The organism is Kitasatospora sp. cg17-2 (genome assembly GCF_054031055.1).
Genome location: NZ_CM132923.1, coordinates 2,534,587 through 2,559,104 on the forward strand (window position 1 = coordinate 2,534,587; position 24,518 = coordinate 2,559,104).

Sequence of the window (24,518 nt, forward strand, 5' to 3'; positions counted from 1 at the left end):
GCGTGGGTCTTGCCGATCAAGGACCACGTCACTCCGGCACCCACACGAACGAGCGCGAACGAGCGCCCTGAACGGGAGACAACCCCATGACGCACGAAGAGCCGCACGAGGCCCGGCCCGAGGCCCAGGCCGACACGGCGCCGGGCGGGACCGCCCCCGCCCCCGCCCCCGCACCCGTGACCGTCCTCGGCCTGGGTGCGATGGGCACCGCGCTGGCCGAGGCCTTCCTCGCCGCCGGACACCCGACCACCGTCTGGAACCGGACGCCGGGCAAGGCGGAGCCGCTGGTCGGGCGTGGTGCCGTCGCGGCCCCCTCGCCGGAGGCCGCGATCACGGCCGGCGGCCCGATCGTCGCCTGCGTGCTCGACTACGACGCGCTGACCGCCGTACTGTCCGGCCAGGAGGCGCTGCTGAGCGGCCGGACTCTGGTCAATCTGACCTCCGGCTCGCCCGAGCAGGCCCGCGCGTTCGCCGACCGGGCCGCCGATATCGGCCTGGACTACCTGGACGGCGCGATCATGATCACCCCGCCCGGCATAGGCGGCCCGGACGCGACGGTGCTCTACAGCGGCGCCCCCGAGGTCCTGGCCCGCCACCGGACCGTGCTCGCCGCTCTCGGTGAGCCGGTCGACCTCGGACCGGACGCCGGGATCGCCGGACTGTACGACACGGCACTGCTCGGCCTGATGTGGTCCGCCCTCAGCGGCTGGCTGCACGGCGTCGCCCTGGTCGGCGCGGACGGCGTCCGCGCGGCGGACTTCACCCCGGTCGCCACCCGCTGGCTGTCGGGCGCCGTCGCCGGCTTCGTCGACCGGTACGCCGCTCAGACCGACACCCGGACCTTCCCGGGGGACGATGCCAGCCTGGACGTCCATCTGGCCGCGATGGAGCACCTGTTGCACGCGAGCCGGGCCCGCGGCGTCGACACGACCCTGCCGGAGGTCTTCGCCGACCACGTCCGCCGGGCCGTCGCGGCCGGACACGGTGGCGACAGCTACGCGCGCCTGATCGAGGTGATCGCCAAGTGAGTGCTCCTTCCGTCGTCCGCCCTGCCGGTGCCGGTACAGGTGTCCTCTCCCCCTCCCCCTCCCCCACCGCCCCCACCCCCACCCCTTCCTCCGCCTCCGTACCTGATGCCCTGTCCGCGACCGACTGGGCCGCACTGGTCGTCGAGGCCGCCGACGTGACCACGGCCGTCCTGGAACGGGCGGCCGACGCCGACTGGTCACGGCGACCCGACGGAAGCGACTGGACCGCCCGGGCCACCCTGGACCACCTCGCGCTGGGCGTACTCGGCTACGCGGGCCTGCTGACCGCACGGCCCACCGATCGGTACATCACCCTGTTCGGCTCGCTGGACCCGGCCGCCCCGATGCCCCACTGCCTGGAGGGGCTGCGCATCGCCGCCGAGTTGCTGGCGGCCACCGTCCGCTCGGCGCCGCCGGAGACCCGGGCCTGGCACCCCTGGGGCCACTCGGACGGTCCGGGCTTCGCCGCGATGGGGATCGTGGAACTGCTGGTCCACGGATGGGACCTGGCCGGGGCGTTCCACCTCGACCGGCCACCGGTGGACCGGCTCGCCGCCCCGGCGGTGGCCCGGCTCTTCCCGGAGGCCCCGCCCGGCCACGGCGGCACGGACACCCTGCTCTGGTGCACCGGCCGGACCGCGCTGCCGGACCGCCCCCGCCGCCCGGCGGGTGAATGGCGCTGGGACGGTCGCGTGCGCTGAGCACCCGGCGGCGCCGCACCGGCGGACGGCCCACGCGGCGAACAGCGGCAACGACGACGACGGCAACGGTGCGCAGCAACGCACGGACGGCTGCGGGAAGCAGGCGGCGCAGCAGCTCGGCGCCCACAAGCTGCCGGGGGAGGCGGTCGACCACGGGACCTCGATTCCCGGGCCGCCCCACCGGCAGCCCGACGTCCCTCAGCCTGCCGTTCCCCCACCCTCTTCCGCCTGTACCGATCGGCACATTTCCGCCTCGCCCGACGCACGGGTGCCCCCTGCCGATCGGCAGGGGGCACCCGTGAAAGCCCATGCGCCGGGACCGACGGCCCGGTACCTACCCCGCCTGCCCCGTGTCGCCGCCGAGGGTCTCGGGACCGCTGTTGCCCTTCCGGCTCTGGGCCTTCTGGTACCTCCGCACCAGCCCACCCGCACCGACGGTGGCCGCCGCCACGGCGCGAGTCCACCGGGGACCGCCGCGGTCGGCCCACACCACGCAGACACAGCCCCCGACGACGAGCGCCAGGATCCCGATCAGCACCGCACCGATCATGTCGCCCACCCTTAGTTCTTCGTTCTCGTACGGATTCAGAGGATATTCCCAGGTCCGGCACCGTTCAGGCAGCCCGGCGCGCAGATCGGGCAGATCGGGCGGGGCACCCGTACGGACGGCGGGAGGCGGGCCGACGCGCGGAATGCCCGCGCGCGCCGGATCGGCAGGCGCCGCACCACGACCGGGGCGGCGACAGGAAGGCCCGCGGGGGAAGAACAGCACTGCCCTTCCGGGCAACGGTCAGCCGCCGGGCGCCGCCGGCGAGGACACAGCCGACGGGGGAACGACCTGCGAGGACACGGCCGACGGGGGCACCGCGGCGCGGATCAGCTGGCGCAGCGCCCCGTAGTACACCTCGTGGTCGGTCACCACAGGCACGATCTCGGCGAGCCGGCCGCTCAGCACCGGATAGGTCTCCGGATCGAGCGCGGCCAGCGCGGTGCGGGTCGCGGCCCGGGTGGCGGCAGGGTCGCGGTGGTCGACGAAACTCGCGCTGCCGAGGGTGAGCAGGTACATCCGCCGGTACGCGGTGATCGCCTCCTCGGCGGTCATCCCGGCCGCCATGCTGTCGGCGAGCTGCGGTTCCACCAGCCGGGCCAGCAGGTTCCGGCCCAGCCAGGGACGGCTGCCGCGCAGGGCGACGAGCCCGGGGTGGGCGATCAGCAGCCGGTACAGCGCGGTGAACCGGGTCTCGGTGGCGTCGGCCCAGGCGGTGCCGGGCGCGATGCGCGGGAGCCGTTCGGCGAGGTGGTCGGTGACCAGGTCGAGCAGTCCCGCCAGGTCGGTGCAACGGCGCTGGAGCGAGGCCACGGAGATGTCCAGGTGGGCCGCGAGCGTCCGGAAGCTGAGGGCGGACGGGCCCTGGCCGTCGACGATGGACAGGGCGGCGACCGCGATGCGTTCGGGGGTGGCACGGTCGAGGGAGGCGGATTGCCGAGGCATGCGGCACAGCGTACGGTACGCCGTACCGGAACGCGGACCCCTGGAGGCGGCACCATGCGACAGCAGCTCGGCTACGACGACATCAAGGCGGCCGCGGAGCGGATCGCCGGTCACGTCCGGCCGGTGGCGGTCGCGCCCGCCGAGGGCCTCGGGGACAGCGGAAACGCCAAGGGCGCCGAGCTGTGGCTGGCGCTGGAGTACCTCCAGCACACCGGCTCGTTCAAGGCGCGCGGCGCGCAGAACTTCCTCCGTGCCCACCGCGAGGCCGGGACCCTGCCCGACGCGGGCGTCACCATCGCCTCCGGCGGCAACGCCGGGCTGGCGTGCGCGTGGGCCGCGCTCCGGCAGGGGGTGCGGGCGACCGTGTTCCTGCCGGCCAACGCGCCGCAGGTGAAGGTCGCCCGGCTGCGCTCGTACGGGGCTGACGTCCGGCTGGTCGGCACGGAGTACGCCGAGGCGCTGGCGGCCTGCGAGGAGTTCGCCGCGAGCAGCGGCGCGCTGGCGAGCCACGCCTACGACCATCCGCTGATCGCGGCGGGCGCGGGCACCCTGATGGAGGAGATCCACGCGCGGGTGCCCGGCCTGGACACCGTGCTGGTCGCGGTCGGCGGCGGCGGGCTGTTCGCGGGCGTGGCCACGGCCGCCCGGCAGCACGGGATCCGCGCGGTGGCGGTCGAGCCGGAGCACTCCCGGGCGCTGCACGCCGCCCTCGCGGCGGGCCGGCCGGTGGACGTCACGGTCGACTCGGTCGCGGGCGACTCGCTCGGCGCCCGCCGGGCCACCGCCCTGGCCGTGGACGCCGCCCGGCCGGACGGGGACGGCACCGGCGCCCGTTCGGTGCTCGTGCCGGACGAGGCCATCGTCCGGGCCCGCCGGGAACTCTGGGAGGACCGCCGGATCCTGGTCGAGCACGGCGCCGCCACCGCCCTCGCCGCCCTGCTCGCCAACGGCGACAACGGCGACAACGGCGACAACGGCAGCAACAGCACCAGCGACAACACCGGCACCGGCACCGACGACGCCTACGGCTACCGCCCCGCCGACGGCGAGAAGGTCTGCGTCATCCTGTGCGGCGCCAACACCGACCCGGCCACGCTCTCGACGTCGCCCGCCCCGCGCTGAACCGGCCGGGCGGTGCGGCGGCCACCCCGCCGCCCCACCGCCCCGCCGCCCCACCGCCCGCCTACTCCCGGCCCCCTCCCCCACTCCCTCCCCCACCCGCCAGCCGGTCCCCCATCGACGTCCGCCGGTAGAGCACCTGCCGCCCGTCCCGGGCCCGGGCGACCAGGCCGTTGGCGTGCAGCACCCGCAGGTGCTGCGAGACGGCACTCGGCGTGACCCGCAGCCGGCGCGCGAGTTCCACGGTGGCCAGCGGCTCGTCCAGCATGGTGAGCAGCCGGGCCTTGGCCGCCCCGACCAGCGCGGTGAGCGCCGGGGCCTCGACGACGGGCGGGCGGGACCAGAGCGTCGCGACACCCCGGCAGGGGTACGCCAGTGTGGGCGCGCCGTCCGGACTGAGCGGCGGCGCCGGCTTGTGCGCGAACACGGACGGCAGGAGCAGCAACCCCCGCCCGGAGGCGAGGACATGGTGCCGGCCGATCATGTCGGCGATGTGCAGGACGCCCCGGTGCCAGCGCAGGGACGGGTGCATGTCGGCGAAGAGCAGCCGGGCGCCGCCGAGGGCGAGCCGGCGGGCGCGGTAGGTCATGTCGGCCTCAAGCAGCAGCCGCATCCCCGGCCACTCCGGCCGCACCGCGATCTCCCAGTAGCGCCGCAGGAGTTCGCAGAGGGCGTCGCGCAGCCGGCGGACGGCCGCGTCCCCGGCGCGGTCGAGTGCGGTGCGCAGCGGCTCGGGCGGCGGGTCGGGGAGGTGGGTGTCCAGCAGGTCGCGCCGGACCACCGCGGGGGCGGTGCGGCGGACGACGGCCAACTCCTCCTCGAAGCTCGGCGCGAAGGCCTCCGGACGCGGGGTGAGGAAGTCCGGCACCGTACGTCGCTCGGCCACCAGGGAGAGCAGCAACCCCGCGTCGAAGCCGTCGAGTTCACCGAGCGACCGGAGCACGGACCGCCGCCAGGGCAGGTGCAGCGCCGACAGGCCCGGTTCGCGCAGGACGCGCAGGCTGAGCACGGTCTCGTTCAGCGGCGAGAGGGCGAACCGGGTGTCCGCGAGGTCCTCGACGCCCAACTCGAAGGTGATGACCATGAAGTGCCACGCTACATCGGTTGGCAACGGCGCGCCGCAGGGCCAACCTCCGGGTATGAATCGCCGTCTGCTCCTGCTGCTCACCGTCACCTGCGCCGTCGGCGTGGGCACGATCTACTTCCCCCAGGCGATCACCCCGCTGATCGCCTCCGGCCTGGACACCTCCGAGAGTTCCGCCGCACTGGCGGTGACGTTCACTCAGATCGGCTACTCCATCGGCATCTTCCTGATCGTTCCGCTCGGCGACCGAATACCCAACCGCCGGCTGCTGACCATCCTGCTCGGGCTCACCGGTGTCGAACTGCTGGCGGCCGGCTGCGCGCCCAGCCTGCCCGTACTGCTGGCGGCGAGCGTCGCCGTCGGGACCACCACGGTCGCCGCCCAGGTGGTGTCGCCGATGGCGGCCGGACTGGTGCCCGTCGACCGGCGCGGGGCGGTGATGGGCACGCTGCTGAGCGGCGCCACCGGCGGCATGCTGCTGGCGCGGACGTTCAGCGGCACGCTCGGCGAGTACCTGGGCTGGCGCGCCCCCTACTTGGCGGCGGGGGTGCTGACGCTGGCGCTCGCGGCCGTCCTGACCCGCGCCCTGCCGGACGTCACCGCCGTCGCCCCGGCGGTCCGGCCGTCGTACGGTTCTCTGCTGGTCGAGCCGCTCCGACTGCTGCGCGACGAACCGGAGTTGCGCCGCTCGGGCTTCTACCAGGCCATGGTCTTCGGCGGGTTCTGCGCCGTCTGGACCTGCCTGCCGCTGCTGCTGACCGGGCCCGCGTACGGGTTCGGCGCGCAGACGGTCGGGCTGATCGCGCTGGTCGGGGCGGCGACGATGGTCTGCACGCCGATCGCCGGGCGGGTGGTGGACCGCCGGGGCGCCGACCCCGTGAACCTGGCCGGACTGCTCGGCGCCCTCGCCGCGGCGGCGGTCCTGGCGGCCGGGGGCGGGGGCGGTGCGGCGGGCCTGGCCGTCCTGGTGGCCGGGACGCTGCTGCTGGACGTCTCGATGCAGTCCGGGATGATCGCCAACAAGACCCGGGTCTACGAGCTCCGGGCCGACGCCCGCAGCCGGCTCAACACCGCCTACATGACCTTCGGTTACCTCGGTGGCAGCGTCGGCTCCTGGCTCGGCCTGCGCGCCCACGCCCTGGCGGGCTGGGCGGGCGTCTGCACACTCCTGGCCCTGCTCTGCACCCTCGCCCTGACCCGCCACCTCGTCGAGGCGCGCCGCCGCCGCACCGTCCCGCCGACGGTCCGGGACCACCTGCCGGAGCGGCCGCGCGACGGCGGACCGAAGCAGCTCGAACAGCACGACGGACAACGCGGCGGACGCAAGCGCGAGCCCGCCCCGTAGCGAACACCCCGCAGCGAGCGCCTCGCAGCGAACGCCCTTCAGCGAACGATCCGTAGCGAACACCCCGCAGCGAACGATCCGGCGCGAACTATCCGGAGCGCACGGTTCTCCTGTCGTTCACGCGACCGGCCCGTTAAAGTCGCGTTCATGACAATCACTCCGTGGCGACCCTCCCCACGGAGGCCCCGCTAGCATTCGCCCGCAGACCCCAGACCGCAGACCGCAAACGCGCACACCCCACCCACCCCCGACCGGAGGTCGCCCGTGGCCCGGCTCTACGTCCGCAACGGCATCAACCCCGACGACCCGGACGCGCCCGTGGTGGCGCTGCTCGTCGATCCGGACGGCCCGCCCGGCGAGCGCGCCGTCGCCAAGCTGAGCTGGTACGGGCACGAGGGGGACGGCGCGTTCTTCCTCCTCCCCACCGACGGCTGGGCGGAGCACGCCCTGGACGGGAACCGCCTGACCGTCGCGGTGGCCGCGTACCCGTTCACGCTGGAGCAGATCGGCGCGGACCCGGCGGCGTTCCCGGAGCGCTCGCCAGCCCTCCCCGAGGCGGCCCTGGTGCTGCACGCGGAAGCGGCGGTCGACCCGGCACTGTACGCCCGGGCCGGCGCCGCGACCGCCGTGTTCAACGCCGGCCCCGGGCTCGCCCTGGAACAGGTGCTCGCCGGGGAGGACGCCTGGCCGGTCGTCCTCGCCCCGCCCCCGCCCACCGAGGACTGAGCGCCGCACACAGCGGACCGACCGTACGGCGCCCCCTGTCGACACACCCGTCAACAGGCCGTCAACCCGCTGTGTGCGGCGGCGCGGTGACATGACGGGAGGCCGGATCCACCGGGGATCCGGCCGAGAGGGGGAACCCGACATGATCAACCGTCGTACGGCCGCCGCCGCGGTCCTGGTCGCCGCGACCGCGGTGTCAGGGACGGTCCTGGGGGCCGGGACCGCGAGCGCGAGCACCACCGACCTGCCGCTGCCGGTCAGCGGCGCCGACTACCGCGTCTCCAGCAAGGCGGGCGGCGCCCTCCAGTGGGACAGCCGCGACAACGGGTCCAACGTGGTGGTCCGCGACTGGAACGAGGCGTCCGCCCAGCAGCTCTGGACGATCAAGGACGAGGGCGCCGGCACCTGGTCGGTCAAGGTGCCGGGCACCAACAACGCGATCGACCGCGACCTGGGCCGGAACACCGTCGGCGCCTGGAACTACGTGGCCGCGGACAACCAGCGGTGGAGCCTGCACAACACCACACTGGGCGACGGCCGGGGCTGGCTGCTGCGCAGCGTCTCGGACCCGCGCCTCTGCCTGGCCCGCGGCGCCGACCTGAACGCGAAGGTGGCCGCCTGCAACACCGGTGACCCGGCGCAGAACTGGAACCTCGACCGGAGCAACGGCACCACCCCGCCGTCCCCCGGCCGCCCGGTCATCGACCTGGACTACTCGCGGGCCCCGGACCTCGGCCCGTGGCTGGAGCAGCAGAAGCAGACGATCGCGGACTACTACTCGACGATCTCCGCCCTGGTCACCAAGGGCGCGTGGACCGCCGCCCCGCGGTTCCGGATCGTCCTCGACCCGCAGGTCACCGACCACCCCGCCGACGCGCGGCCGGGCGCCGTGCCCGAGATCCACGCGAGCGTCGACTACAGCCGCAACAACCGGGGCGACACCGGCTTCCTGCTGCACGAGGCCGCGCACGTCGCGTTCTTCGGCCACCCGGGCCGCCCGTGGTGGCTGGAGGAGGGGCTGGCGGACTGGGTGCGCTACTACAACTTCCAGCCCGGCACCGTGCATCCGCTCGCCCCGGGCGACCGGTACGACAGCGGCTACAGCGCCACCGCCAGGTTCATCGACTACGTCGCGAAGACCTACCGGCGGCCCGACCTGCCGTACCTGCTGAACACCAGGGACTACGGCTCCGGCCAGATCTGGGCCCAGGTCACCGGTAAGAGCGTCGACCAGCTCTGGAACGAGATGCCCAAGTAGGCCGACGCCGCCCCGGCCCGCCGACGGAAGGTCTCCACCGTCGACGGGCCGGGGCCAGGACCGCTGCGACTCCGACCGGGGGCCGGTCCCGGGCCGGACTACGCCCCGCTGTGCCGGAGCATGTCCTCCCGCTCCACCACCTTGACCCGCTCCCGGCCCTCGGCCTCGCCCAGCGCGCGCTCGTGGGCGTCGAGTTCGTACCAGCCCTGCCAGGTGGTGAACCGCACCCCGCGCTCCCGCAGGTACGCCGGGACCGCCTCCGGGTCCGGCTCGACGGCGCCCGGCAGCCGGCCCTCGGCCTGGTCGGCGAGCAGGCAGGCGACGGTCTCGTTGGCGTCGCCCTTGGTGTGCCCGATCAGGCCGACCGGCCCGCGCTTGATCCAGCCGGTCACGTAGACCGCGTCCTGGTGCGAGCCGTCGGCGGCGAGCACCCGGCCGGCCGCGTTCGGCACGGTGCCGGAGACCGGGTCGAACGGCAGCTTGGGCAGCTCGTCGGAGTAGTACCCGATCGCCCGGTAGATCGAGCGGACGTCCCAGTCGGTGAACTCGCCGGTGCCGCGGACGTTGCCGGTGCCGTCGAGCTCGGTGCGCTCGGTGCGCAGCCCGGCGACCTTGCCGTCCTCGCCGAGCACCTCCACCGGGGACTCGAAGAAGTGCAGGTAGAGACGGTGCGGGCGGTCGCCGACGTCCCGGATCGCCCAGTTCTCGATGGTCGAGGCGACCATGTCGACGTGCTTGGCGGCGCGCCGCTCGGCTATCGAGCCCTCGTCGTAGTCGATGTCCTCGGGGGCGACGATCACCTCGATGTTGGGCGAGTGGTCGAGCTCGCGCAGCTCCATCGGGCTGAACTTGGCCTGGGCGGGACCGCGGCGGGCGAAGACGTGCACCTCCAGGGCCCGGTTGCGCTTGAGGCCCTCGTACACGTTCGGCGGGATCTCGGTGGGCAGCAGCTCGTCGGCGGTCTTGGCGAGGATGCGGGCCACGTCCAGGGCGACGTTGCCGGCGCCGAGCACCGCGACCTTCTCGGCCTCCAGCGGCCAGGTGCGCGGCACGTCGGGGTGGCCGTCGTACCAGGAGACGAAGTCGGCGGCGCCGTAGGAGCCGTCGAGGCCGACGCCGGGGATGTCGAGCGCCCGGTCGGCCATCGCGCCGGTGGAGAAGACCACGGCGTCGTAGAACCGGTGCAGGTCGTCGAGGGCGAGGTCGCCGGGGTAGTCGACGTTGCCGAACAGCCGCACCTCGGGCTTGTCGAGCACCTTGTGGAGGGCGGTGACGATGCCCTTGATCCGCGGGTGGTCGGGCGCCACGCCGTACCGGATCAGACCGAACGGCGCGGGCATCCGCTCGAAGAGGTCGATGGAGACCCCGGGCTGCTGGGCGGCGTCGGACTTCAGCAGGGCGTCGGCGGCGTATATGCCGGCGGGGCCGGCTCCGACGATCGCGACACGGATCGGGCGGGTCATCTCGGGGCGATCCTCCGGACGGGGACGAACAGGACGGGGTGGAGCGGCACGGCGGGCACAGCACACTGCCCGGTGGGGCGGACGGGCGAGGGTGCTCCGCGTCCACCCAACCCCGCCGGACCTTGCCACTGTAGGCGGTGTCGATCTATGGGCTCATAGATCGAACCTATGGCCGATCCGGGAACAACGACGGGACCACGCCCGCGCCCGGACCCGGCCGCGCCCGACCCCCGCCCCGCCCCGGCCCCGCCTCCGCCCCGGCCCCGTGCGAACAAGGTCCAAAAACCGACGCCCCGCGCCAGCTCCCGTGCCCTAGCCTTTCCTCGCACCACCCATAAGGTCTAGACCACAGAGTGGGGAATCATGAATTCGCTTGTGGGGAAAGCCCGGTGGACCGGGGCGCTGGCGGTGGCCGCCGCGCTGCTGCTGACCGGGACCGGCGCCGGGGCGGCCGTCGCCGAACCGGCCGCGGGCGCGCCGAACGGCACCGCCGTCGGCTGGCGGGCCCTCGGGCTCGCGGTCAGCCCCGAGGGGACCAAGGCGTACGTGGTGGCGGCGGACCGGTCCGGCAGCCGGACCCCGGTCGTCCTGCGGACGGTGGACCTGCGCAGCGGCGCGGTCGTCGCCGAAGTGCCGCTGGCCGAGGACGGCGAGGCCGGGAAGCCGGTGGTGAGCCAGGACGGCCGACGGCTCTACGTGGTCGTGGCGGACCGGCTGGTGGCCGTGGACACCGTGGCGGGCACCGTGCTCTCCCGCACCCCCGCCCCCGAGCAGCAGCACCCGGCCGACTGGACGCCGGGCGCGCTGACCGGTCTCGCCGTGAGTCCGGACGGCTCCAAGGTCTACGCCGGGCAGAACGGCCCGGCCGGCGACGGCCAGGGCGTCCGCCCCGGCCGGGTGCTGGTGTTCGGCACCGGCGCGGGCGCCTTCACCGGGACCCTGCCGCTGCGCGGGTACGGCGTGGGCGGGTTCGCACTCCAGGCGGGCGGCGCCACCGCGTACGTCGCCACCGACCTCGGCGTCGAGCACCTCGACACCACCACCGCCGTGCCGACCCCGCTGCTCCCCGTGGAGCGGCTCGGCGCCACCGGGGAGCTGGCCGCCTCGCCCGACGGCCTGCGGGTGTACGCGCTGGGCATCCAGGCCTCCGCCGGCACGGGGTACGCGATCAGTACCCTCACCAACACCGCGCGGCCGGTCTTCACCTTCGCGACCGCGCCGGCCGACCTCCACTACGTGTCGGTCAGCCCGGACGGCGGGCGGCTCTACCTGCTCAAGGACAGCTGGACGCCGCAGGCCTCGGTGCTCGCCTACAGCACCGCGACCGACACCGCCGTACCGGGCGAGACGCTCACCGGTTTCGGCCTGGACGGCGTCTCGGCCGCGGCGGTCGTCCCCGGCGGGCACACGCTCCTCGTCGCCGGGATCCGCGGCCAGGGCTCCTACCTGCGGACCGTCGCGCTCTGATCCCCGACGCCGGGCCCGGGGCCGTCACCTCCTCCGCCCGGAGGGGGTAACGGCCCCGGCGGCGTCCCGGGCAGCACTCCGGGCCCGGACGCGCCGTCCGGTCGGCGCCGCGGGGCCCGGAGGCGCCGCCCGCCCGGCACCGCGCGGGTCGGCAACCCTGCCTCTACGGGCGGCCGTTGCGCGTCGCCTCCGCCGCGGCCCTCACATCCTCCACACCCTCCCCGCACGCCCCGCGCCACTTTCCCGACCGGCAGCCCGCCCGCACCCCCGCCCGGGGCCGCGCGACGCCGTCGGCGCCCCCCGCCACCAGCCCCTTCGGGCAGCCGCGAGTACCTGAAGGGGCACCCGCGGCCCGGCCCGCCGGACCGCCGCGCCGAGCGGTCGCGACCCGCCCGACCTCCGGCTTTCCCGCAGGTCACACCCGGTCGTCCGGCGACCGGCGGAGCGCCGTTCGGGGCTGCCGGGACGAGGGTTGACACCAGAAGTTGGTCTAGTCCACCGTAGGGTCACACGCGTTTGACGAGGCCGGAACAGCTGTCGGCACTCCTTGTCCGACGAGCAAGCCAGCCGCCGCCTCACTCCCCGTCAGGGGCCCGCGTCCCCCTCCGTTTCCTTCGCCTCCTCCTTCGCCGTCACCCTCGCCGTTCCCTCGCCGCGCGCCCTGCGCCGCGCCCTTCTCCGCACCCGCCCGGCGACCCGCACCCGCCCCTCTCCGCACCCGCCCGGCGGCCCGTACCCGCGCGCCCCTCGACCCTGCCCCGCTCCCGCCCCGCACGGGCGCCCGACCGTCCGACCACCCACCGGTCCGACGCCCCGACCCGACCTTGGAGTGACGTGATGCCGAAGCCCGACGGGCACCTGTATCGAGCCGCTTCGGAACGCCCGTCCCTGGAACCGGCGGTCCACGAGGAGGCCGCGGGCCCGCGGGCGACCATCGGCGGCACCGTCGAGCGGCGGCGCACGAGAACGCCCGGAAGACCCGACCCGGCCACCACCGGCGGGAGCGCCGCCCATGCCTGACCACGGACGCCTGCGCACCGCCCTGGCCGCCGGCGAGGACGACCGGATCATCTACGACCTCGACGGCATCGAGTCCCAGTACGACGCCCTGCGGCGCGAACTGCCGGACGTGGAGATCCGGTTCGCCATGAAGGCCTGCCCGGTGGACGAGGTGCTCGACTGCCTGGCCGCGCGGGGCTCCGGCTTCGACGCGGCCGGACCGCAGGAGATCGTCCAGGCGCTGCGCACCGGCGTGCCGGTCGAGCGGGTCCACTACGGCAACACGATCAAGTCCGACCGCCAGATCGCCGAGGCCCACCGGATCGGCGTGCGCGACTTCGCCACCGACAGCCTGGCCGACGTCCTCGCGATCGCCGAACACGCTCCGGGCGCACGGGTGTTCTGCCGTCTCGCCACCACCGGCGAGGGGGCGCTCTGGGGCCTGAGCCGGAAGTTCGGCTGCTCCCCGACGGACGCCCTGCGGGTGCTGGAGGCGGCCCGGGACGCCGGACTGGTCCCGGCCGGGCTCTCGGTGCACGTCGGCTCCCAGCAACTCACCTCCGAGGCCTGGCAGCACGCCGTGGAGACGATCGCCTCGGTGGTCGAGGAGGCCAACCGGCGCGGCATCCTGCTGGACCACGTCAACCTCGGCGGCGGCCTGCCCGCCCTCGGCGTCCTGGACCGGCGCGGCGAGCCGCTCGACCCGCCGGTCGACAAGATGTTCGCGGTGATCCGGGAGGGCATGCAACGGCTGCGCGAGGTCTCCGCGGTACCGCTCGACTTCCTGATGGAACCGGGCCGCCACCTGGTCGCCGACCACGGCGCGATCCGGGCCCACATCACCCGACTGACGGACCGTCAGCAGCTCGACGGCGAACGGGCCCACTGGCTCTACCTGAGCTGCGGCAAGTTCAACGGCCTGTACGAGATGGACGAGTTGCGCTACCGGCTGGAGTTCCCCACCCACCCCGACGCCGTGACCGTCCCCGCCGTGATCGCCGGGCCCACCTGCGACAGCGACGACGCCTACGCCGACGAGGGCGCCGGCGTGCCCGTCCCCCGCGACGCCGCCTCGGGCGACCCGGTGTGGATCCTCTCCTGCGGCGCCTACGCCACCGCCTACACCACCCGGGGCTTCAACGGCTTCCCCCCGCTCCCCTACAGCTGCGTCCGGGCGGGCCGCCCGGGGGCCGGACCGCCGCAAAACCCTTCGCCCACCCGCCGCCCGGCGAACTAGGCTCGCCGGATGACCACCCGCACCTTCCGCATCACCGTCCGCGGCGTCTTCGACGGCCTCACCCCGGAGCAGCACGCCGAGCTGCAGTCCAGGGCCGCCGAGCACGACATCCTCTTCGCCGCCTTCACCCCCGAGGGCCACCTCAGCTACGACCTGAACGCCCGCGCCGTCTTCACCTTCCGCTACCAGGACACCGGCGAGGCCGAGGAGGACATCCTCGACGCCACCGAGCGCGCGGAGCAGTCGGCGCGCGCCTGGCTCGACGAACGCGGGTACGGCCACAAGAACCTCCGCTCCCAGGCCGAGGACCTCTCCCAGGCCCCGCTCGGCAAGCGGCAGCGCCGAGCGGCCGCCAAGGAGCTCTGACACCCACCGCCCGCTCCCGCCGCACCGGCCCGCGACACTCCGCGCCCGCGTCCGAATCGTTCAAGACGGCCGCCCCCGGCCCGCCTACGGTCGAGCCATGACCCGCACCCGCACCGCACGCCTCACCGGGGCCCGCCTCGACGCCGCCGCCCGGTACCTCTGGACCTCCGGCCGCGTCCTCGAACAGCGGCGCTTCGCCCACCTGTTCGGCGTCGAGGGCGATCACGTCGGCGTTGCCGCAGGAGTCCCCACCGGTGACCCCGCAGGCGTCCTCGCCGCCCTCGACGCCCACCGCACCGCCGACGGCGGCTACGCCTACGGACTCGAACCGGACGTGCGCGGGCCGGCCGCCCAGCCCATCGCCGTCCCGGCCGCGCTGCTCGTCCTGGAGGAGGCCGGCGCCCTGGATTACGCCCGCGCCCGGGCGGTCTGCGACTGGCTGGCAGGCGTCGCCGCACCCGACGGCGGCGTGCCCGTCGTCCTGCCGAGCCTGCGCCCCTACCCGCACCCACCCTTCGTGCCGGTGCCCGAGGAGGGCGAACCGCCCGTCGGGGCGCTGCTGTCCACCGGCCAGATCGTCGCCCCGCTGCTCCGCCGGGGCATCGTCCACCCGTGGCTCACCGCCGCCACCGCCTTCTGCCGCACCGCCGTCGAGAACCTCCGCGAGACCCACCCGTACGAGGCGGGCGCCGCGATCCGCTTCCTCGACGCCGCCCCGGACACGGCCTGGGCCCGGCGGGAGGCCGCGCGCCTGGGCGCACTGGTCCACGAGCAGCGGATCGTCCTGCTCGACCCGGACCGCCCCGAGGAGGCCAGGGTCTCCCCCGGCTACGCTCCGGGCGAGCACCACCTCCCGCACGACTACGCCCGCCGGCCGGACAGCCTGGCGCGCCGCTGGTTCACCGCCGCCGAGCTCGCCCGCGGACTCGACCACCTCGCCGCCGAGCAGCAGTCGGACGGCGGCTGGCCGATCCACTGGGTCCGCTGGTCGGAGAGCACCGAGTCCGAGGCCCGCCCCGGCGTCACCCTCCAGGCGCTGCTCACCCTGCGCGCCTACGACGCCCCCGGGGGCGTCTGACCGGGCCTCGCGGCCGCCCGGCCCAGCAGAACCGTCGGCGACACCCCAGACCACCGGCGCACCTCCCTGGTGAGGTGCGCCTGGTCGGCGTACCCGGCCTGCGCCGCCACCGCCGCCAACCCGGGCACCGCACCGGCGCCTGCACCTCTCCCTCCGCCGCCCGACCGCGCCCGGGCCACCGCCCGCCGGAACCGCAGCACCGCCTGCAGGGTCTTCGGCCCGTAGCCGACCGCGTCCGTCACCCGGCGGCGCAACTGCCGCTCGGACAGGCCGAGTTCCGCCGCCAGATCCGGCAGCCGCACCGCCTCCGGACGCCCCAGCGCGGCCACCGCCCGTTCGACCGCCCGGTCCGGCGCCCACCCGGGCACCCGCGAGGCCACGAAGGTGTCCAGCACGGCCGCGACCTCCGCCGGCCCGCGCGCCCCCGCGCTCCGCCGCTCCTCCCACTTCCCACCCCGCTCCCCGACCCGCTCCCCGAGCCCGTCCGCGCACCGCTCCCCGAGCCGCTCCGCCACCCCCGCGCCGACCACCTCGGCCAGCGGCACCTGGAGGTCGCAGAGCTCCCGCACCGGCATCGCCCCCAGCAGCAGGCCGGCCGCACCGGGCCGGAACCGCACCCCGGCCAGCTCGGCCCCGCCCGGCACCGGCACGGTCCGCGGCGCGCGGTCCGGGCCGACCACCTCCAGGCCCGCCGCCGACCACACCAGGTCCACGCAGCCGTCCGGCACGACCAGTTGCCCGTACGCGGGCCCCGCGACGTTCCGCCGCACCCAGACGCAGGCCACCTGCCGCCCGGGGGCGGCGCCGGGCGGCCGTTCCGCGTACGCGGAGGAACCCGTCGCGGAGGAACCCGTCGAGGACGTCGAGGAGGAACCCGTCGAGGAGGAACTCACCCTCCCACCCTCACCCGAACGTGCGCCCGAACGCGAGTCCGGAAACGAGTCCCGGCACGAGTCCGGACGTGAACGCGAGTCCGGACACGAACCCGGAACCGAACGCGGGTCCGGACGCGCCGGTCCGCCCGGGGCGCGCTCCGGCGCAGGTCCATTGGTATGTACCACCGTCCGATGATGCGGACCGACCGTCCCCACTTCCGCACTCCCACCGCCGGGCCGACGGGTCACCCGGAGACGGCACCCGGGCGGCACGCGGGGAGCCCGGGCAGCTCACCGGGCCGGCGCGGCCGGCGTGCGCCGTCGGCCGGACGAAAGGTCGGCACACGGCCTCCTTGGCAGGCCATCACCAACATGTCATTGTCAATCATCACGTCAGATCCTTCACTCCAAAGGGGAGTTGTCACGATCGACGGTAGATGACGAGTCGTCATGCGTCCCCACGAAACCCTTGGTCAGCACTGCTTCCACTTCTGGTCATCCCCGCCCCCACCACCCCCCACCACCCCCACCCAGCCGACCGACCACCAGCGGAGAACTTCATGCCGGACCTCGATCTCAACCTGCTTGTCGCCCTGGACGCCCTGCTGGAGGAGGGCAGCGTGACAGGCGCCGCAGAGCGGCTGCACACCTCGGCCCCCGCGATGAGTCGCACGCTCGGGCGACTGCGCCGGGTGCTCGGCGATCCGCTCCTGGTCAGGGCCGGCCGGGGGCTGGTCCCGACACCGCGCGCGGTGGAACTACGGGCGGAGGTCAGGGCGCTGGTCAGCCGGGGCCAGTCGCTGCTGGTCCCTCGCGCCGCCGCCGAACCGGCCGACCTCAACCGCCGTTTCACCCTCCAGACCGGGGACGTCCTCCTCACCACCATCGGCGCGACCCTGGTGGAGACGGTCCGCGCCCAGGCCCCGGCCGTCACCCTGCGCTTCCTGAGCGACCACCCGGAGGGCGCCAGCGCCATGCGGGACGGCGTGATCGATCTGGAGGTCGGTGTGACGGACCACCTCGACCCGGAGACCCGCACCGAACCGCTCGCCACCTCCGGCCTGGTGGGCATCGCCCGCGCCGGACACCCACTGACCGTCGGCGCGCCCCCCACCGCCGAGGAGTTCGCCACCGCCGACCATCTCGCGGTGTCCCGCAACGGCCGCGGCCAAGGGCCGATCGACCAGCGGCTGGCCGAGGTCGGCCTCTCCCGGCGGGTGGTCGCCAGCGTGCCGAGCTACCCGGCCGCGCTCTTCCTGCTCCGCGACAGCGACCTGGTCGGCCTCGCCCCGGCCCGTCTCGGCACCCGGGCGGCCGAGGCCCTCGGTCTGACCACCTTCCCGCTCCCGGTGCCGATGCCCGAGGTGGTCCTCACCATGGCCTGGCACCCGCGCAACGACCAGGACGCCGGCCACCGCTGGCTGCGCGAACTGGTCCGGGGGGTCGTCACCGCACGCGCCGGCTCGCCCCGCCGCACCGTCGACCTGCCCCCGGCCGAAGCCTTCCTCGGTGCCGACCGTCCGGTCCTGAGCGCCCGTTGAGCACCCCGGTCGGGTCCGGCCCGGGCCGATCACCCGGGCCGGACCCGACCGGCCGTTCCCGGCGCCTGCGCCCGGGCCCCGGTGGACTCCGCCGTCACGCCGTGCGGCGCAGCAGGGCCAGGTACATCGCGTCCGTCCCGTGCAGGTGCGGCCAGAGCTGGACGTCCGGGCCGTCGCCGAGGGCCGGAACGCCGGGCAGCAGCGGCCGGGCGTCGATCCACTCGACCCGGCCGCCCACCTCGCGCAGCACGTCGTCGACGACCGCCCTGGTCTCCGCGAGGTGCGGCGAGCAGGTGGCGTAGCCGACCACGCCGCCGATCCGGGTGGCCTCGACGGCCGAGCGCAGCAGGTCGCGCTGGAGCGGCCCGAAGGCGGCGACGTCCGCCGGCCGGCGACGCCAGCGGGCCTCCGGCCGGCGGCGCAGGGCGCCGAGGCCGGAGCACGGCACGTCGACGAGCACCCGGTCGAAGCCGCCGGACTTCCAGGCCGGCCGGGTGCCGTCGGCGGCGATCACGGTGTACGGGCCGGGGTTGCCGGCCAGGGTGCGGGCGACCAGCCGGGCCCGGTGCGGCTGCTTCTCGCTGGCGACCAGCGCGGCGCCCCGCTCCGCGGCGAGCGCGGCGAGCAGCGCGGCCTTGCCGCCGGGGCCGGCGCAGCCGTCGAGCCACAGCCGGTCCGGGCCGTCCAGCGGCGCGGCGGCGAGGGCGAGGGCGACCAACTGGCTGCCCTCGTCCTGGACGCCGGCGCGGTTGTCCTGCACGGCCGGGAGCGAGCCCGGGTCGCCGCCTTCGGCGAGCCGCAGCGCGAACGGGGACCAGCGGCCCGGCTCGGCCTCCGGCAGGGCCTCGGTCAGCTCGCCGACGGCGATCCGCCCGGGCCGGGCCACCAGGGTGACCTCGGGGCGCTCGTTGTCGGCGCGGAGCAGTTCCTCCATCGCCTCGCGCCCGGCTGCGCCGGGCCGCCAGCGGCCGAGCGAGTCCCACAGGGCGGCGACCACCCAGCGCGGGTGGGAGTGCACGACGGCGAGGTGGTCCTCGGCGTCCTTGTCGTACGGCGGGGCGACCTGCTCCAGCCAGGTGTCGAGGTCGTGGGCGCTGATCCGGCGCAGCACGGCGTTGACGAACTTGGCCTTGCCGTCACCGAGCACCGCCCGGGCGAGTTCGACGGTGGCCGAGACGGCGGCGTGGCTGGGGATGCGGGTGGTCAGCAGCTGGTGGGCGCCGAGCGAGAGCACGTCGAGGACCGGCGGGTCGACCTTGCTGAGCGGGCGGTCGATGCAGGCGGCGATGACCGCGTCGTAGGTGCCCTGGAGCCGGAGGGTGCCGTAGACCAGTTCGGTGGCGAGTGCCGCGTCGCGCCGGTCCATGCCCTTCTGCTCGGCCTCGCGGAGCAGCGAGGGGAGGATCAGGTTGGCGTAGGCGTCGCGCTCGTCGACGGCCCGCAGGGCGCGGAAGGCGACGATTCGCGCGGGGTCCTTCTTCGGGCGCCGGTGCGGGCGCGGGGCGCGCTTTCCGCCGGACGCGCCGGAAGTGGTGCCGGAATTGCTGTGGGACGTGCTCATGGGATGTGCCTCAAGGTGCTACGGAGGTTATGTCGTGATCTCTCGAACAGTAACGCGAAAAGCGGACCGGCTCAGCTCGCGCCGCTCCCGGACGCAGTCCCGAACGCGCTCCCGGAGGCGCTCCTGGACGCCCTCTCCGGGGATGTCCGGACGTCCGGGTGTCCGCGCTCCGGGCGTCGGCGCGCACTTGGCAAAGTGCACTTTGCAAAGTCCTCGGACACTTTGCAAAGTGCACGCCGCCCCGCCCGGCCCGGCACTCCGCGGCTCATTCCGCGGGGCGCTCGCCCAGGCGCTCGCCGGACTCGATCCGCGCGCCGCGCGCCCAGTCCGCCGCCCGCATGGCCTTCTTGCCCTGCGGCCGCACCTCGCCCAGCTCGACCTCGTGGCTGCCGGTGCCGACCCGGACGCTGTTCTTGCCGACCGCCAGCTCGCCCGGGGCGAGATCGGCGGAGGCCGGCACCAGGGTGACCGGGCCGGTGACCTTGAGCCGCTCGCCGCGGAACTCGGTCCACGCGCCGGGCGCGGGGGCGCAGCCGCGCACCACCCGGTCGACCCGGAGCGCGGGCGCGGTCCAGTCGATCCGGGCGTCCTCGACGGTGATCTTCGGAGCGAGGGTGATGCCCTCGACGGGCTGCGGGACGGCGTGCAGGCTGCCGTCGGCGATGCCGTCCATGGTGGCGGCGAGCAGCCGGGCGCCGGAGTGCGCGAGCCGGCCGAGCAGGTCGCCGCTGGTGTCGGCGGCGCGGACCTCCTCGGTGATCACGCCGTAGACCGGGCCGGAGTCCAGGCCCTGCTCGATCAGGAAGGTGGACGCGCCGGTGACCTCGTCGCCGGCCATCACCGCGTGCTGGACGGGTGCGGCGCCGCGCCAGGCGGGGAGCAGCGAGAAGTGCAGGTTGACCCAGCCGTGCTTCGGGATCTCCAGGGTGCCGGGGCGCAGCAGGGCGCCGTAGGCGACGACCGGGCAGCAGTCGGGCGCGAGCTCGGTGAGCCGGGCGACGAAGTCCGGGTCGCTCGGCTTCGCCGGCTTGAGGACCTCGATCCCGGCCTCCTCGGCGCGCTGGGCGACGGGGCTGGCGACGAGCTTGCGGCCCCGGCCGGAGGGGGCGTCGGGGCGGGTGACCACCGCGACGACCTCGTGCCGGTCGGAGGCGAGCAGGGCGTCCAGGGCGGGAACGGCGACCTCGGGGGTGCCGGCGAACACGAGGCGCATCAAGTGCCTTTCTGCAGTGCGGAGTTGACGTCGATCGAACGAGATCAGGAGGAGACCCGGCGGAGACCGGGAACAGCCGGGCAGGCGCTCAGACGCTCAGACGCTCAGCGCGCCCCGCCGAAGGTGCTGTGCGGGGAGACCTTGACCACCGGCAGCGGACCGGAGCCCCAGTCCGTCTCCCGGATCGCCCTGAGCGCGGCCTTCCGCTGCTCCGGGTCGAGACGGTCGATGAAGACGATGCCGTCCAGGTGGTCGGTCTCGTGCTGGATGCAGCGGGCCAGCAGCTGGGTGCCCTCGACGGTGACCGGGTCGCCGTACATGTTGAAGCCGCGGGCGACCACACCGTAGGCGCGCCGGGTGTCGTAGCGCAGGCCGGGGAGCGAGAGGCAGCCCTCGGGGCCGTCCTGCTCCTCCTCGCTCAGCGACAGGTCGGGATTGATCAGATGCCCGGTGACGCCGTCCACGTGGTAGGTGAACACCCGCAGCGAGATGCCGAGTTGAGGCGCGGCCAGACCGGCCCCGGGAGCGTCGAGCATGGTCTCGGTGAGGTCCCCGACCAGGGTGCGGAGTTCCTTGTCGAAGGTGGTGACGGGCTGGGCGGTGGCGCGCAGGACAGGGTCTCCGAAGATTCGGATCGGCTGGATCGCCACGGGCACGGGCTCCTTGTCCGTCGGGGTGCCGACTGCTGGAAACGCACGGCCGGGCGGGCTGCGCGCGGCCGTCGGCAAGTCTATGCAATCCGCCCGCACGAGGTTCTGGCATATCCCGCTCCCCCTGCCTGCGTGACCCCGGTGGCCGGTCCGGCGTTGGTCAAGGGGGATTGACCGTGGCCGGAGCGCGCGGGAAGGGCGCTCCGGTCGAGTGAACCGTACGGAAGGCGGCACGTAGGCCATGGCCGAGCAGATCAACCACGACGCCCGGGCGCGGGCGAGCCTGCACCTGTTGGTGCGGGACATCGAGCGGGTGAGGCGGCAGGTCGACGCGCTGCGGACGCTCACCGCCCAGTTGGGCAACGTCTACCGCCCCCGTCGACCCAGCACCTCCGCGGGCTTCGTGGTGTACGGACGAGCCCCCGCGCCGACGGTGCGGCTGGCGCAGGAACTGCGGGAGAGTGTGGAGACCCTGGTGGCGGCGGCGGTCGAGTTCGACCGCGCGCTGGGGTTCTCCTGGGACTCGGTGGGCTCCGCCCTCGGGGTGACCAAGCAGGCGGTGCACCGCCGCTACGGCATGCGGCGGCCGACCGGCGAGCTGCTGGCGGCGAGCGGGACGGTGCCCAACCCGAGCCGGCCGGACCGCTCCGAGGAGCTCCCCGGCCACTCGGCGCCGCACCCCGCGACCCACACCCCGCAGCACGCCGCGGCCGGCCACCCGCCGGCCCACACCACCCCGGCACACACCTCCCCGGGCCACCCGGTGGTGGAGCGGGACCGCTCCCCCGCCCCGACCGGCCTGGCCGCCACCGTCCCGGCGGCCCGCCAGGGCGGCCTCGACCGCACCGCCCTGGAGCGCGCCGCGCTCGACCGAGGGGCCGTCGACCGCGGCACCGGCGACCGAGCGGCTCTCGACCGCACCGCCCTCGACCGCACCGCCCTGGACCGCTCCGGCGTCCCCCTGCGCGGCTGACGCACCACCCGGACGCCGGGTGAGGGCCGCGCAGGAACGCCGCGCCCCTCACCCGCTGTCCGGCGACCACCACCGAACACACGACCGCGCGGCCGCACACAGCACCGCACACAACCCCGGACGCAGCACCGCACGCAGCACCCCACGCAACGCCGCACGCGACACCGCACCCCCCGCCGGACCGCCCCTCAGCCGATGTCCGTCGGATCGATCCGCACCTTCACCACCTCCGGCGTCCGCAACGCGATCCGCGCGATCTGCGCCGCCTTCAACGCCGCCGCCAGCGCGGCCCCCTGCCCGGGCGGCACCCGCAGCAGCGCGCGCTCCTGCTCCTCCCCCCGCAGCGCCGCCACCGGCACCGGCCCGAGCACGTCCGCGTCCGGCGGCAGCCGGACCAGGTTCAGCAGGTCCGCCACCGCCGCCGGGCTGCCGGTGACCGAGGCCATCCGCGCCACCGGCGGGAAGTGCAGCTGAGCCCGCTCGTCCAGCTCGAACCCGGCGTGCCCGAGCGGGTCCCAGCGCACCAGCGCCTGCACCGGCCGCGCGGTCGGCTCGGCGACCACCACCACCGTCCCGCCCTCCTCCGACGGCCGGACCAGCGCGGCGGCGGTCAGCCAGAGCCGCAGCGCCTCCTCCCCGGCCCGCAGGTCGGGGCGGCCGAGCAGCGCCCAGCCGTCCAGCAGCAGCGCCGCCGCGTACCCGCCGCCGCTCTCGACGACCGGCTCGGCCCCGGGGGTGGAGATCACCAGCGCCGGTTCGTCCGGCACCGTGGTCAGCACCGCGTCCCGCCCGGAGGTCCGCACCGGGATCCGGGGGAACGCCTTGCCGAGCTCCTCGGCCGTCCGCCGGGCGCCCACCACCTGGGCCCGCAGCCGGAACGACCCGCACTCCGGGCAGTGCCAGTCCCGCTCCTCCTCGCCGCACCACCCGCAGTGCAGGGGCGCGTCGGCCCCGGCCGCCTCCAACGGGCCCTCGCAGCGCCGGCAGCGGGCGGGCGTGCGGCAGCGCCCGCACGCCAACCGGGGGACGTAGCCGCGCCGGGGCACCTGGATGAGCACCGGACCACCGGCGGCCAGGCCCTCGCGGGCCGCCTCCCAGGCGATCGAGGGCAGCCGGGCGGCCTGCGCCGCGGCGTCCCGGTGCTGGTCGAGGTCGGTGACGGTGCGGACCCGGGGCGCGGTCCGGCGGACGGTCTCCCGGTCGGCGGTCAGCGCCCTGGCCCAGCCGGTCCGCACCAGCTGGGCACCCTCGACGGTGACCACGTGCCCACCGAGCAGCACCGCCGCGCCCTCCTCGGCCGCGCGCAGCAGGGCGACCTCGCGCACGTGCGGGTGCGGGGCGCGCGGGTCGCAGTGGCTGGAGTCGCCGTCGGACCAGACCACCACGAGCCCGAGGTCGTGCACGGGCGCGAACATCGCCGCCCGGGTGCCGACGGCGGCGCGCACCGAGCCCCGGCTGACCGTGAGCCAGCGCCGGTAGCGCTCGCGCGGGCCGAGGTCGGCGGCCAGGACGGCGTGCCGGCCCTCGCCGAGCAGTTCGGTCAGCGCCCGGTCGACCCTGGCCACCGAACGGCCGTCGGGCACCACGACCAGCGCGCCGCGCCCGCTCGCCAGGGTGGCCGCGACGGCCCGGGCGATCTCGTAGGGCCAGCCGGGGCCGGGCAGGGCCGTCCAGACCGCGCGCGGCGCCCCGCCGCCGGCCAGCGAGGCCAGGAAGTCCGGCCCGGCCGGGTAGCGGGACCAGCCGCCGGGCGCGGGCGCGTCCGGGCGGGGCAGCGCCGGCGGCGAGGGCTCGGCCTCCGCCTTGGCGTGCCGGGGCGGCACGGCGAGCTGCAGGACGTCGGCGAGGGTGCCGGCGTACCGGTCGGCGACGGTGCGGCAGAGCCGGAGCAGCTGCGGGGTGAGCACCGGTTCGGGCGAGAGGACCTGCGCGAGCGGCGCCAGCGGCCCCGCGAAGTCGCTCTTCTCCAGCCGGGCGACGATGAATCCGTCGTGCAGTTCGCCGCCCTCGCGCTGGCCCTTGACCACCCGGGCGCCGAAGCGGACCCGGACCCGGACACCGGGCCGGGCCTCCTCCGCCATCGCGGCCGGCACCTCGTAGTCGAAGAACTTGTCGATGGTGAGCACGCCCTTGTCGACGACCACCCGGGCGACCGGCAGGTGCTCGGCCCGCTTGGCCCCGCGCCAGCTGCGCGGCTTGGCCCGCCGGACCGTCTCCCGGATGAACGCCAGCTGCTCCGGCGCCCCGCCGTCCCCGGCGTCCTCGCTCACCACCCCCGCGCCCTCGGCCTCCTCGCCCGCCACCGCCCCGCCGTCCTCGTCACTCCCCTGCCTGCTGCTCAT

General features: G+C 75.4%; 20 protein-coding genes and 1 pseudogene. 12 read left to right on the top strand and 9 right to left on the bottom strand.

The genetic code is table 11. The features are described from left to right. Nucleotides 1-86 precede the first annotated feature (86 nt). Nucleotides 87-1,028, top strand: coding sequence for an NAD(P)-dependent oxidoreductase (locus ACW14Y_RS09990; RefSeq protein ID WP_456986585.1), 942 nt, complete (start codon nt 87-89; stop codon nt 1,026-1,028). Continuing rightward, entirely contained in the window at nt 1,025-1,729 is a 705-nt protein-coding gene (locus ACW14Y_RS09995; protein ID WP_456986586.1) for a maleylpyruvate isomerase N-terminal domain-containing protein, read from the top strand. Before ACW14Y_RS09990 ends, ACW14Y_RS09995 begins: the two co-directional genes overlap by 4 nt. 334 nt (nt 1,730-2,063) lie before the next feature. Here the strand turns inward: ACW14Y_RS09995 and ACW14Y_RS10000 are convergent, their stop codons facing one another. Further along, nucleotides 2,064-2,279, bottom strand: coding sequence for a hypothetical protein (locus ACW14Y_RS10000; protein ID WP_456988128.1), 216 nt, complete (start codon nt 2,277-2,279; stop codon nt 2,064-2,066). A 240-nt stretch (nt 2,280-2,519) separates the two neighbouring features. Then, the gene (locus ACW14Y_RS10005) at nt 2,520-3,221 is read right to left on the bottom strand and encodes a TetR/AcrR family transcriptional regulator (protein ID WP_380308246.1); all 702 of its coding nucleotides are present in this window, start codon (nt 3,219-3,221) and stop codon (nt 2,520-2,522) included. Between the two features lie 54 nt (nt 3,222-3,275). On the opposite strand from ACW14Y_RS10005, the gene ACW14Y_RS10010 reads away from it, so the two are divergent. Beyond that, nucleotides 3,276-4,343: a threonine/serine dehydratase gene (locus ACW14Y_RS10010; RefSeq protein WP_456986587.1), complete on the top strand. Its 1,068-nt coding sequence runs from the start codon at nt 3,276-3,278 to the stop codon at nt 4,341-4,343. Nucleotides 4,344-4,404: 61 nt separating this feature from the next. Here the strand turns inward: ACW14Y_RS10010 and ACW14Y_RS10015 are convergent, their stop codons facing one another. Next, nucleotides 4,405-5,424: an ArsR/SmtB family transcription factor gene (locus ACW14Y_RS10015; protein ID WP_380383775.1), complete on the bottom strand. Its 1,020-nt coding sequence runs from the start codon at nt 5,422-5,424 to the stop codon at nt 4,405-4,407. A 55-nt stretch (nt 5,425-5,479) separates the two neighbouring features. Between ACW14Y_RS10015 and ACW14Y_RS10020 the strand changes: the two genes are divergently transcribed. From ACW14Y_RS10020 to ACW14Y_RS10030, 3 genes are all read left to right on the top strand, one after another. Then, nucleotides 5,480-6,769: an MFS transporter gene (locus ACW14Y_RS10020; RefSeq protein ID WP_456986588.1), complete on the top strand. Its 1,290-nt coding sequence runs from the start codon at nt 5,480-5,482 to the stop codon at nt 6,767-6,769. Between the two features lie 264 nt (nt 6,770-7,033). Then, nucleotides 7,034-7,495 (top strand): hypothetical protein, encoded by a 462-nt coding sequence (locus ACW14Y_RS10025; protein ID WP_380308254.1) that lies wholly within the window; start codon nt 7,034-7,036, stop codon nt 7,493-7,495. A 142-nt stretch (nt 7,496-7,637) separates the two neighbouring features. Further along, nucleotides 7,638-8,753 carry a basic secretory protein-like protein gene (locus ACW14Y_RS10030; RefSeq protein ID WP_380383766.1) on the top strand — a complete coding sequence of 372 codons (1,116 nt, stop codon included), beginning with the start codon at nt 7,638-7,640 and terminating at the stop codon, nt 8,751-8,753. A 98-nt stretch (nt 8,754-8,851) separates the two neighbouring features. Here ACW14Y_RS10030 and ACW14Y_RS10035 read toward each other — a convergent pair whose 3' ends face one another. After that, nucleotides 8,852-10,216 carry an FAD-dependent oxidoreductase gene (locus ACW14Y_RS10035; protein ID WP_266275367.1) on the bottom strand — a complete coding sequence of 455 codons (1,365 nt, stop codon included), beginning with the start codon at nt 10,214-10,216 and terminating at the stop codon, nt 8,852-8,854. 363 nt (nt 10,217-10,579) lie between these two features. Here ACW14Y_RS10035 and ACW14Y_RS10040 point away from each other — a divergent pair, with 363 nt between their 5' ends. The 4 genes from ACW14Y_RS10040 (at nt 10,580) to ACW14Y_RS10055 (ending at nt 15,363) form a co-directional block, all read left to right on the top strand. After that, complete coding sequence (locus ACW14Y_RS10040) at nt 10,580-11,683, top strand: hypothetical protein (protein WP_456986589.1); 1,104 nt, start codon at nt 10,580-10,582, stop codon at nt 11,681-11,683. Nucleotides 11,684-12,695: 1,012 nt separating this feature from the next. Beyond that, entirely contained in the window at nt 12,696-13,919 is a 1,224-nt protein-coding gene (locus ACW14Y_RS10045; RefSeq protein ID WP_380312503.1) for a type III PLP-dependent enzyme, read from the top strand. 9 nt (nt 13,920-13,928) lie between these two features. After that, complete coding sequence (locus tag ACW14Y_RS10050) at nt 13,929-14,285, top strand: DUF6204 family protein (RefSeq protein ID WP_030397595.1); 357 nt, start codon at nt 13,929-13,931, stop codon at nt 14,283-14,285. Between the two features lie 97 nt (nt 14,286-14,382). Beyond that, entirely contained in the window at nt 14,383-15,363 is a 981-nt protein-coding gene (locus ACW14Y_RS10055; protein WP_456986590.1) for a hypothetical protein, read from the top strand. Here ACW14Y_RS10055 and ACW14Y_RS10060 read toward each other — a convergent pair. Continuing rightward, the gene (locus ACW14Y_RS10060) at nt 15,339-16,256 is read right to left on the bottom strand and encodes a DUF6597 domain-containing transcriptional factor (protein ID WP_456986591.1); all 918 of its coding nucleotides are present in this window, start codon (nt 16,254-16,256) and stop codon (nt 15,339-15,341) included. The genes ACW14Y_RS10055 and ACW14Y_RS10060 overlap by 25 nt on opposite strands. A gap of 542 nt (nt 16,257-16,798) precedes the next feature. Here ACW14Y_RS10060 and ACW14Y_RS10065 point away from each other — a divergent pair. Beyond that, a complete protein-coding gene (locus tag ACW14Y_RS10065) occupies nt 16,799-17,779 on the top strand; it encodes a LysR family transcriptional regulator (RefSeq protein ID WP_380312497.1) in 981 nt (326 codons plus the stop codon). 94 nt (nt 17,780-17,873) lie between these two features. Here ACW14Y_RS10065 and ACW14Y_RS10070 read toward each other — a convergent pair whose 3' ends face one another. The 3 genes from ACW14Y_RS10070 to def all read right to left on the bottom strand — a co-directional run bounded on the left by ACW14Y_RS10070 (nt 17,874) and on the right by def (nt 21,203). Beyond that, on the bottom strand, nt 17,874-19,340 hold the full coding sequence (locus ACW14Y_RS10070; protein WP_456986592.1) for an RsmB/NOP family class I SAM-dependent RNA methyltransferase: 1,467 nt from the start codon (nt 19,338-19,340) through the stop codon (nt 17,874-17,876). Between the two features lie 265 nt (nt 19,341-19,605). Next, nucleotides 19,606-20,553 (bottom strand): methionyl-tRNA formyltransferase, encoded by a 948-nt coding sequence (gene fmt / locus ACW14Y_RS10075; RefSeq protein ID WP_456986593.1) that lies wholly within the window; start codon nt 20,551-20,553, stop codon nt 19,606-19,608. Between the two features lie 104 nt (nt 20,554-20,657). Beyond that, nucleotides 20,658-21,203 (bottom strand): peptide deformylase, encoded by a 546-nt coding sequence (gene def, locus ACW14Y_RS10080; protein ID WP_380312292.1) that lies wholly within the window; start codon nt 21,201-21,203, stop codon nt 20,658-20,660. Nucleotides 21,204-21,444: 241 nt separating this feature from the next. On the opposite strand from def, the pseudogene ACW14Y_RS10085 reads away from it, so the two are divergent. After that, nucleotides 21,445-21,796: pseudogene (locus tag ACW14Y_RS10085) on the top strand (hypothetical protein); the annotation flags it as partial. 568 nt (nt 21,797-22,364) lie between these two features. On the opposite strand, the gene ACW14Y_RS10090 reads toward ACW14Y_RS10085, so the two are convergent. Beyond that, nucleotides 22,365-24,518 (bottom strand): primosomal protein N', encoded by a 2,154-nt coding sequence (locus ACW14Y_RS10090; protein WP_456986594.1) that lies wholly within the window; start codon nt 24,516-24,518, stop codon nt 22,365-22,367.

Bases quoted from the DNA above. Each gene is read 5' to 3' on its own strand.
- fmt (WP_456986593.1), bottom strand. From the start codon at position 20,553: ATGCGCCTCGTGTTCGCCGGCACCCCCGAGGTCGCCGTTCCCGCCCTG.
- ACW14Y_RS10050 (WP_030397595.1), top strand. From the start codon at position 13,929: ATGACCACCCGCACCTTCCGCATCACCGTCCGCGGCGTCTTCGACGGC.
- ACW14Y_RS10020 (WP_456986588.1), top strand. From the start codon at position 5,480: ATGAATCGCCGTCTGCTCCTGCTGCTCACCGTCACCTGCGCCGTCGGC.
- ACW14Y_RS10055 (WP_456986590.1), top strand. From the start codon at position 14,383: ATGACCCGCACCCGCACCGCACGCCTCACCGGGGCCCGCCTCGACGCC.
- ACW14Y_RS10015 (WP_380383775.1), bottom strand. From the start codon at position 5,424: ATGGTCATCACCTTCGAGTTGGGCGTCGAGGACCTCGCGGACACCCGG.
- ACW14Y_RS10045 (WP_380312503.1), top strand. From the start codon at position 12,696: ATGCCTGACCACGGACGCCTGCGCACCGCCCTGGCCGCCGGCGAGGAC.
- ACW14Y_RS10065 (WP_380312497.1), top strand. From the start codon at position 16,799: ATGCCGGACCTCGATCTCAACCTGCTTGTCGCCCTGGACGCCCTGCTG.
- ACW14Y_RS09990 (WP_456986585.1), top strand. From the start codon at position 87: ATGACGCACGAAGAGCCGCACGAGGCCCGGCCCGAGGCCCAGGCCGAC.
- ACW14Y_RS10070 (WP_456986592.1), bottom strand. From the start codon at position 19,340: ATGAGCACGTCCCACAGCAATTCCGGCACCACTTCCGGCGCGTCCGGC.
- ACW14Y_RS10035 (WP_266275367.1), bottom strand. From the start codon at position 10,216: ATGACCCGCCCGATCCGTGTCGCGATCGTCGGAGCCGGCCCCGCCGGC.
- ACW14Y_RS10000 (WP_456988128.1), bottom strand. From the start codon at position 2,279: ATGATCGGTGCGGTGCTGATCGGGATCCTGGCGCTCGTCGTCGGGGGC.
- ACW14Y_RS10005 (WP_380308246.1), bottom strand. From the start codon at position 3,221: ATGCCTCGGCAATCCGCCTCCCTCGACCGTGCCACCCCCGAACGCATC.
- ACW14Y_RS10030 (WP_380383766.1), top strand. From the start codon at position 7,638: ATGATCAACCGTCGTACGGCCGCCGCCGCGGTCCTGGTCGCCGCGACC.
- ACW14Y_RS10010 (WP_456986587.1), top strand. From the start codon at position 3,276: ATGCGACAGCAGCTCGGCTACGACGACATCAAGGCGGCCGCGGAGCGG.
- ACW14Y_RS10090 (WP_456986594.1), bottom strand. From the start codon at position 24,518: ATGAGCAGCAGGCAGGGGAGTGACGAGGACGGCGGGGCGGTGGCGGGC.
- ACW14Y_RS10040 (WP_456986589.1), top strand. From the start codon at position 10,580: ATGAATTCGCTTGTGGGGAAAGCCCGGTGGACCGGGGCGCTGGCGGTG.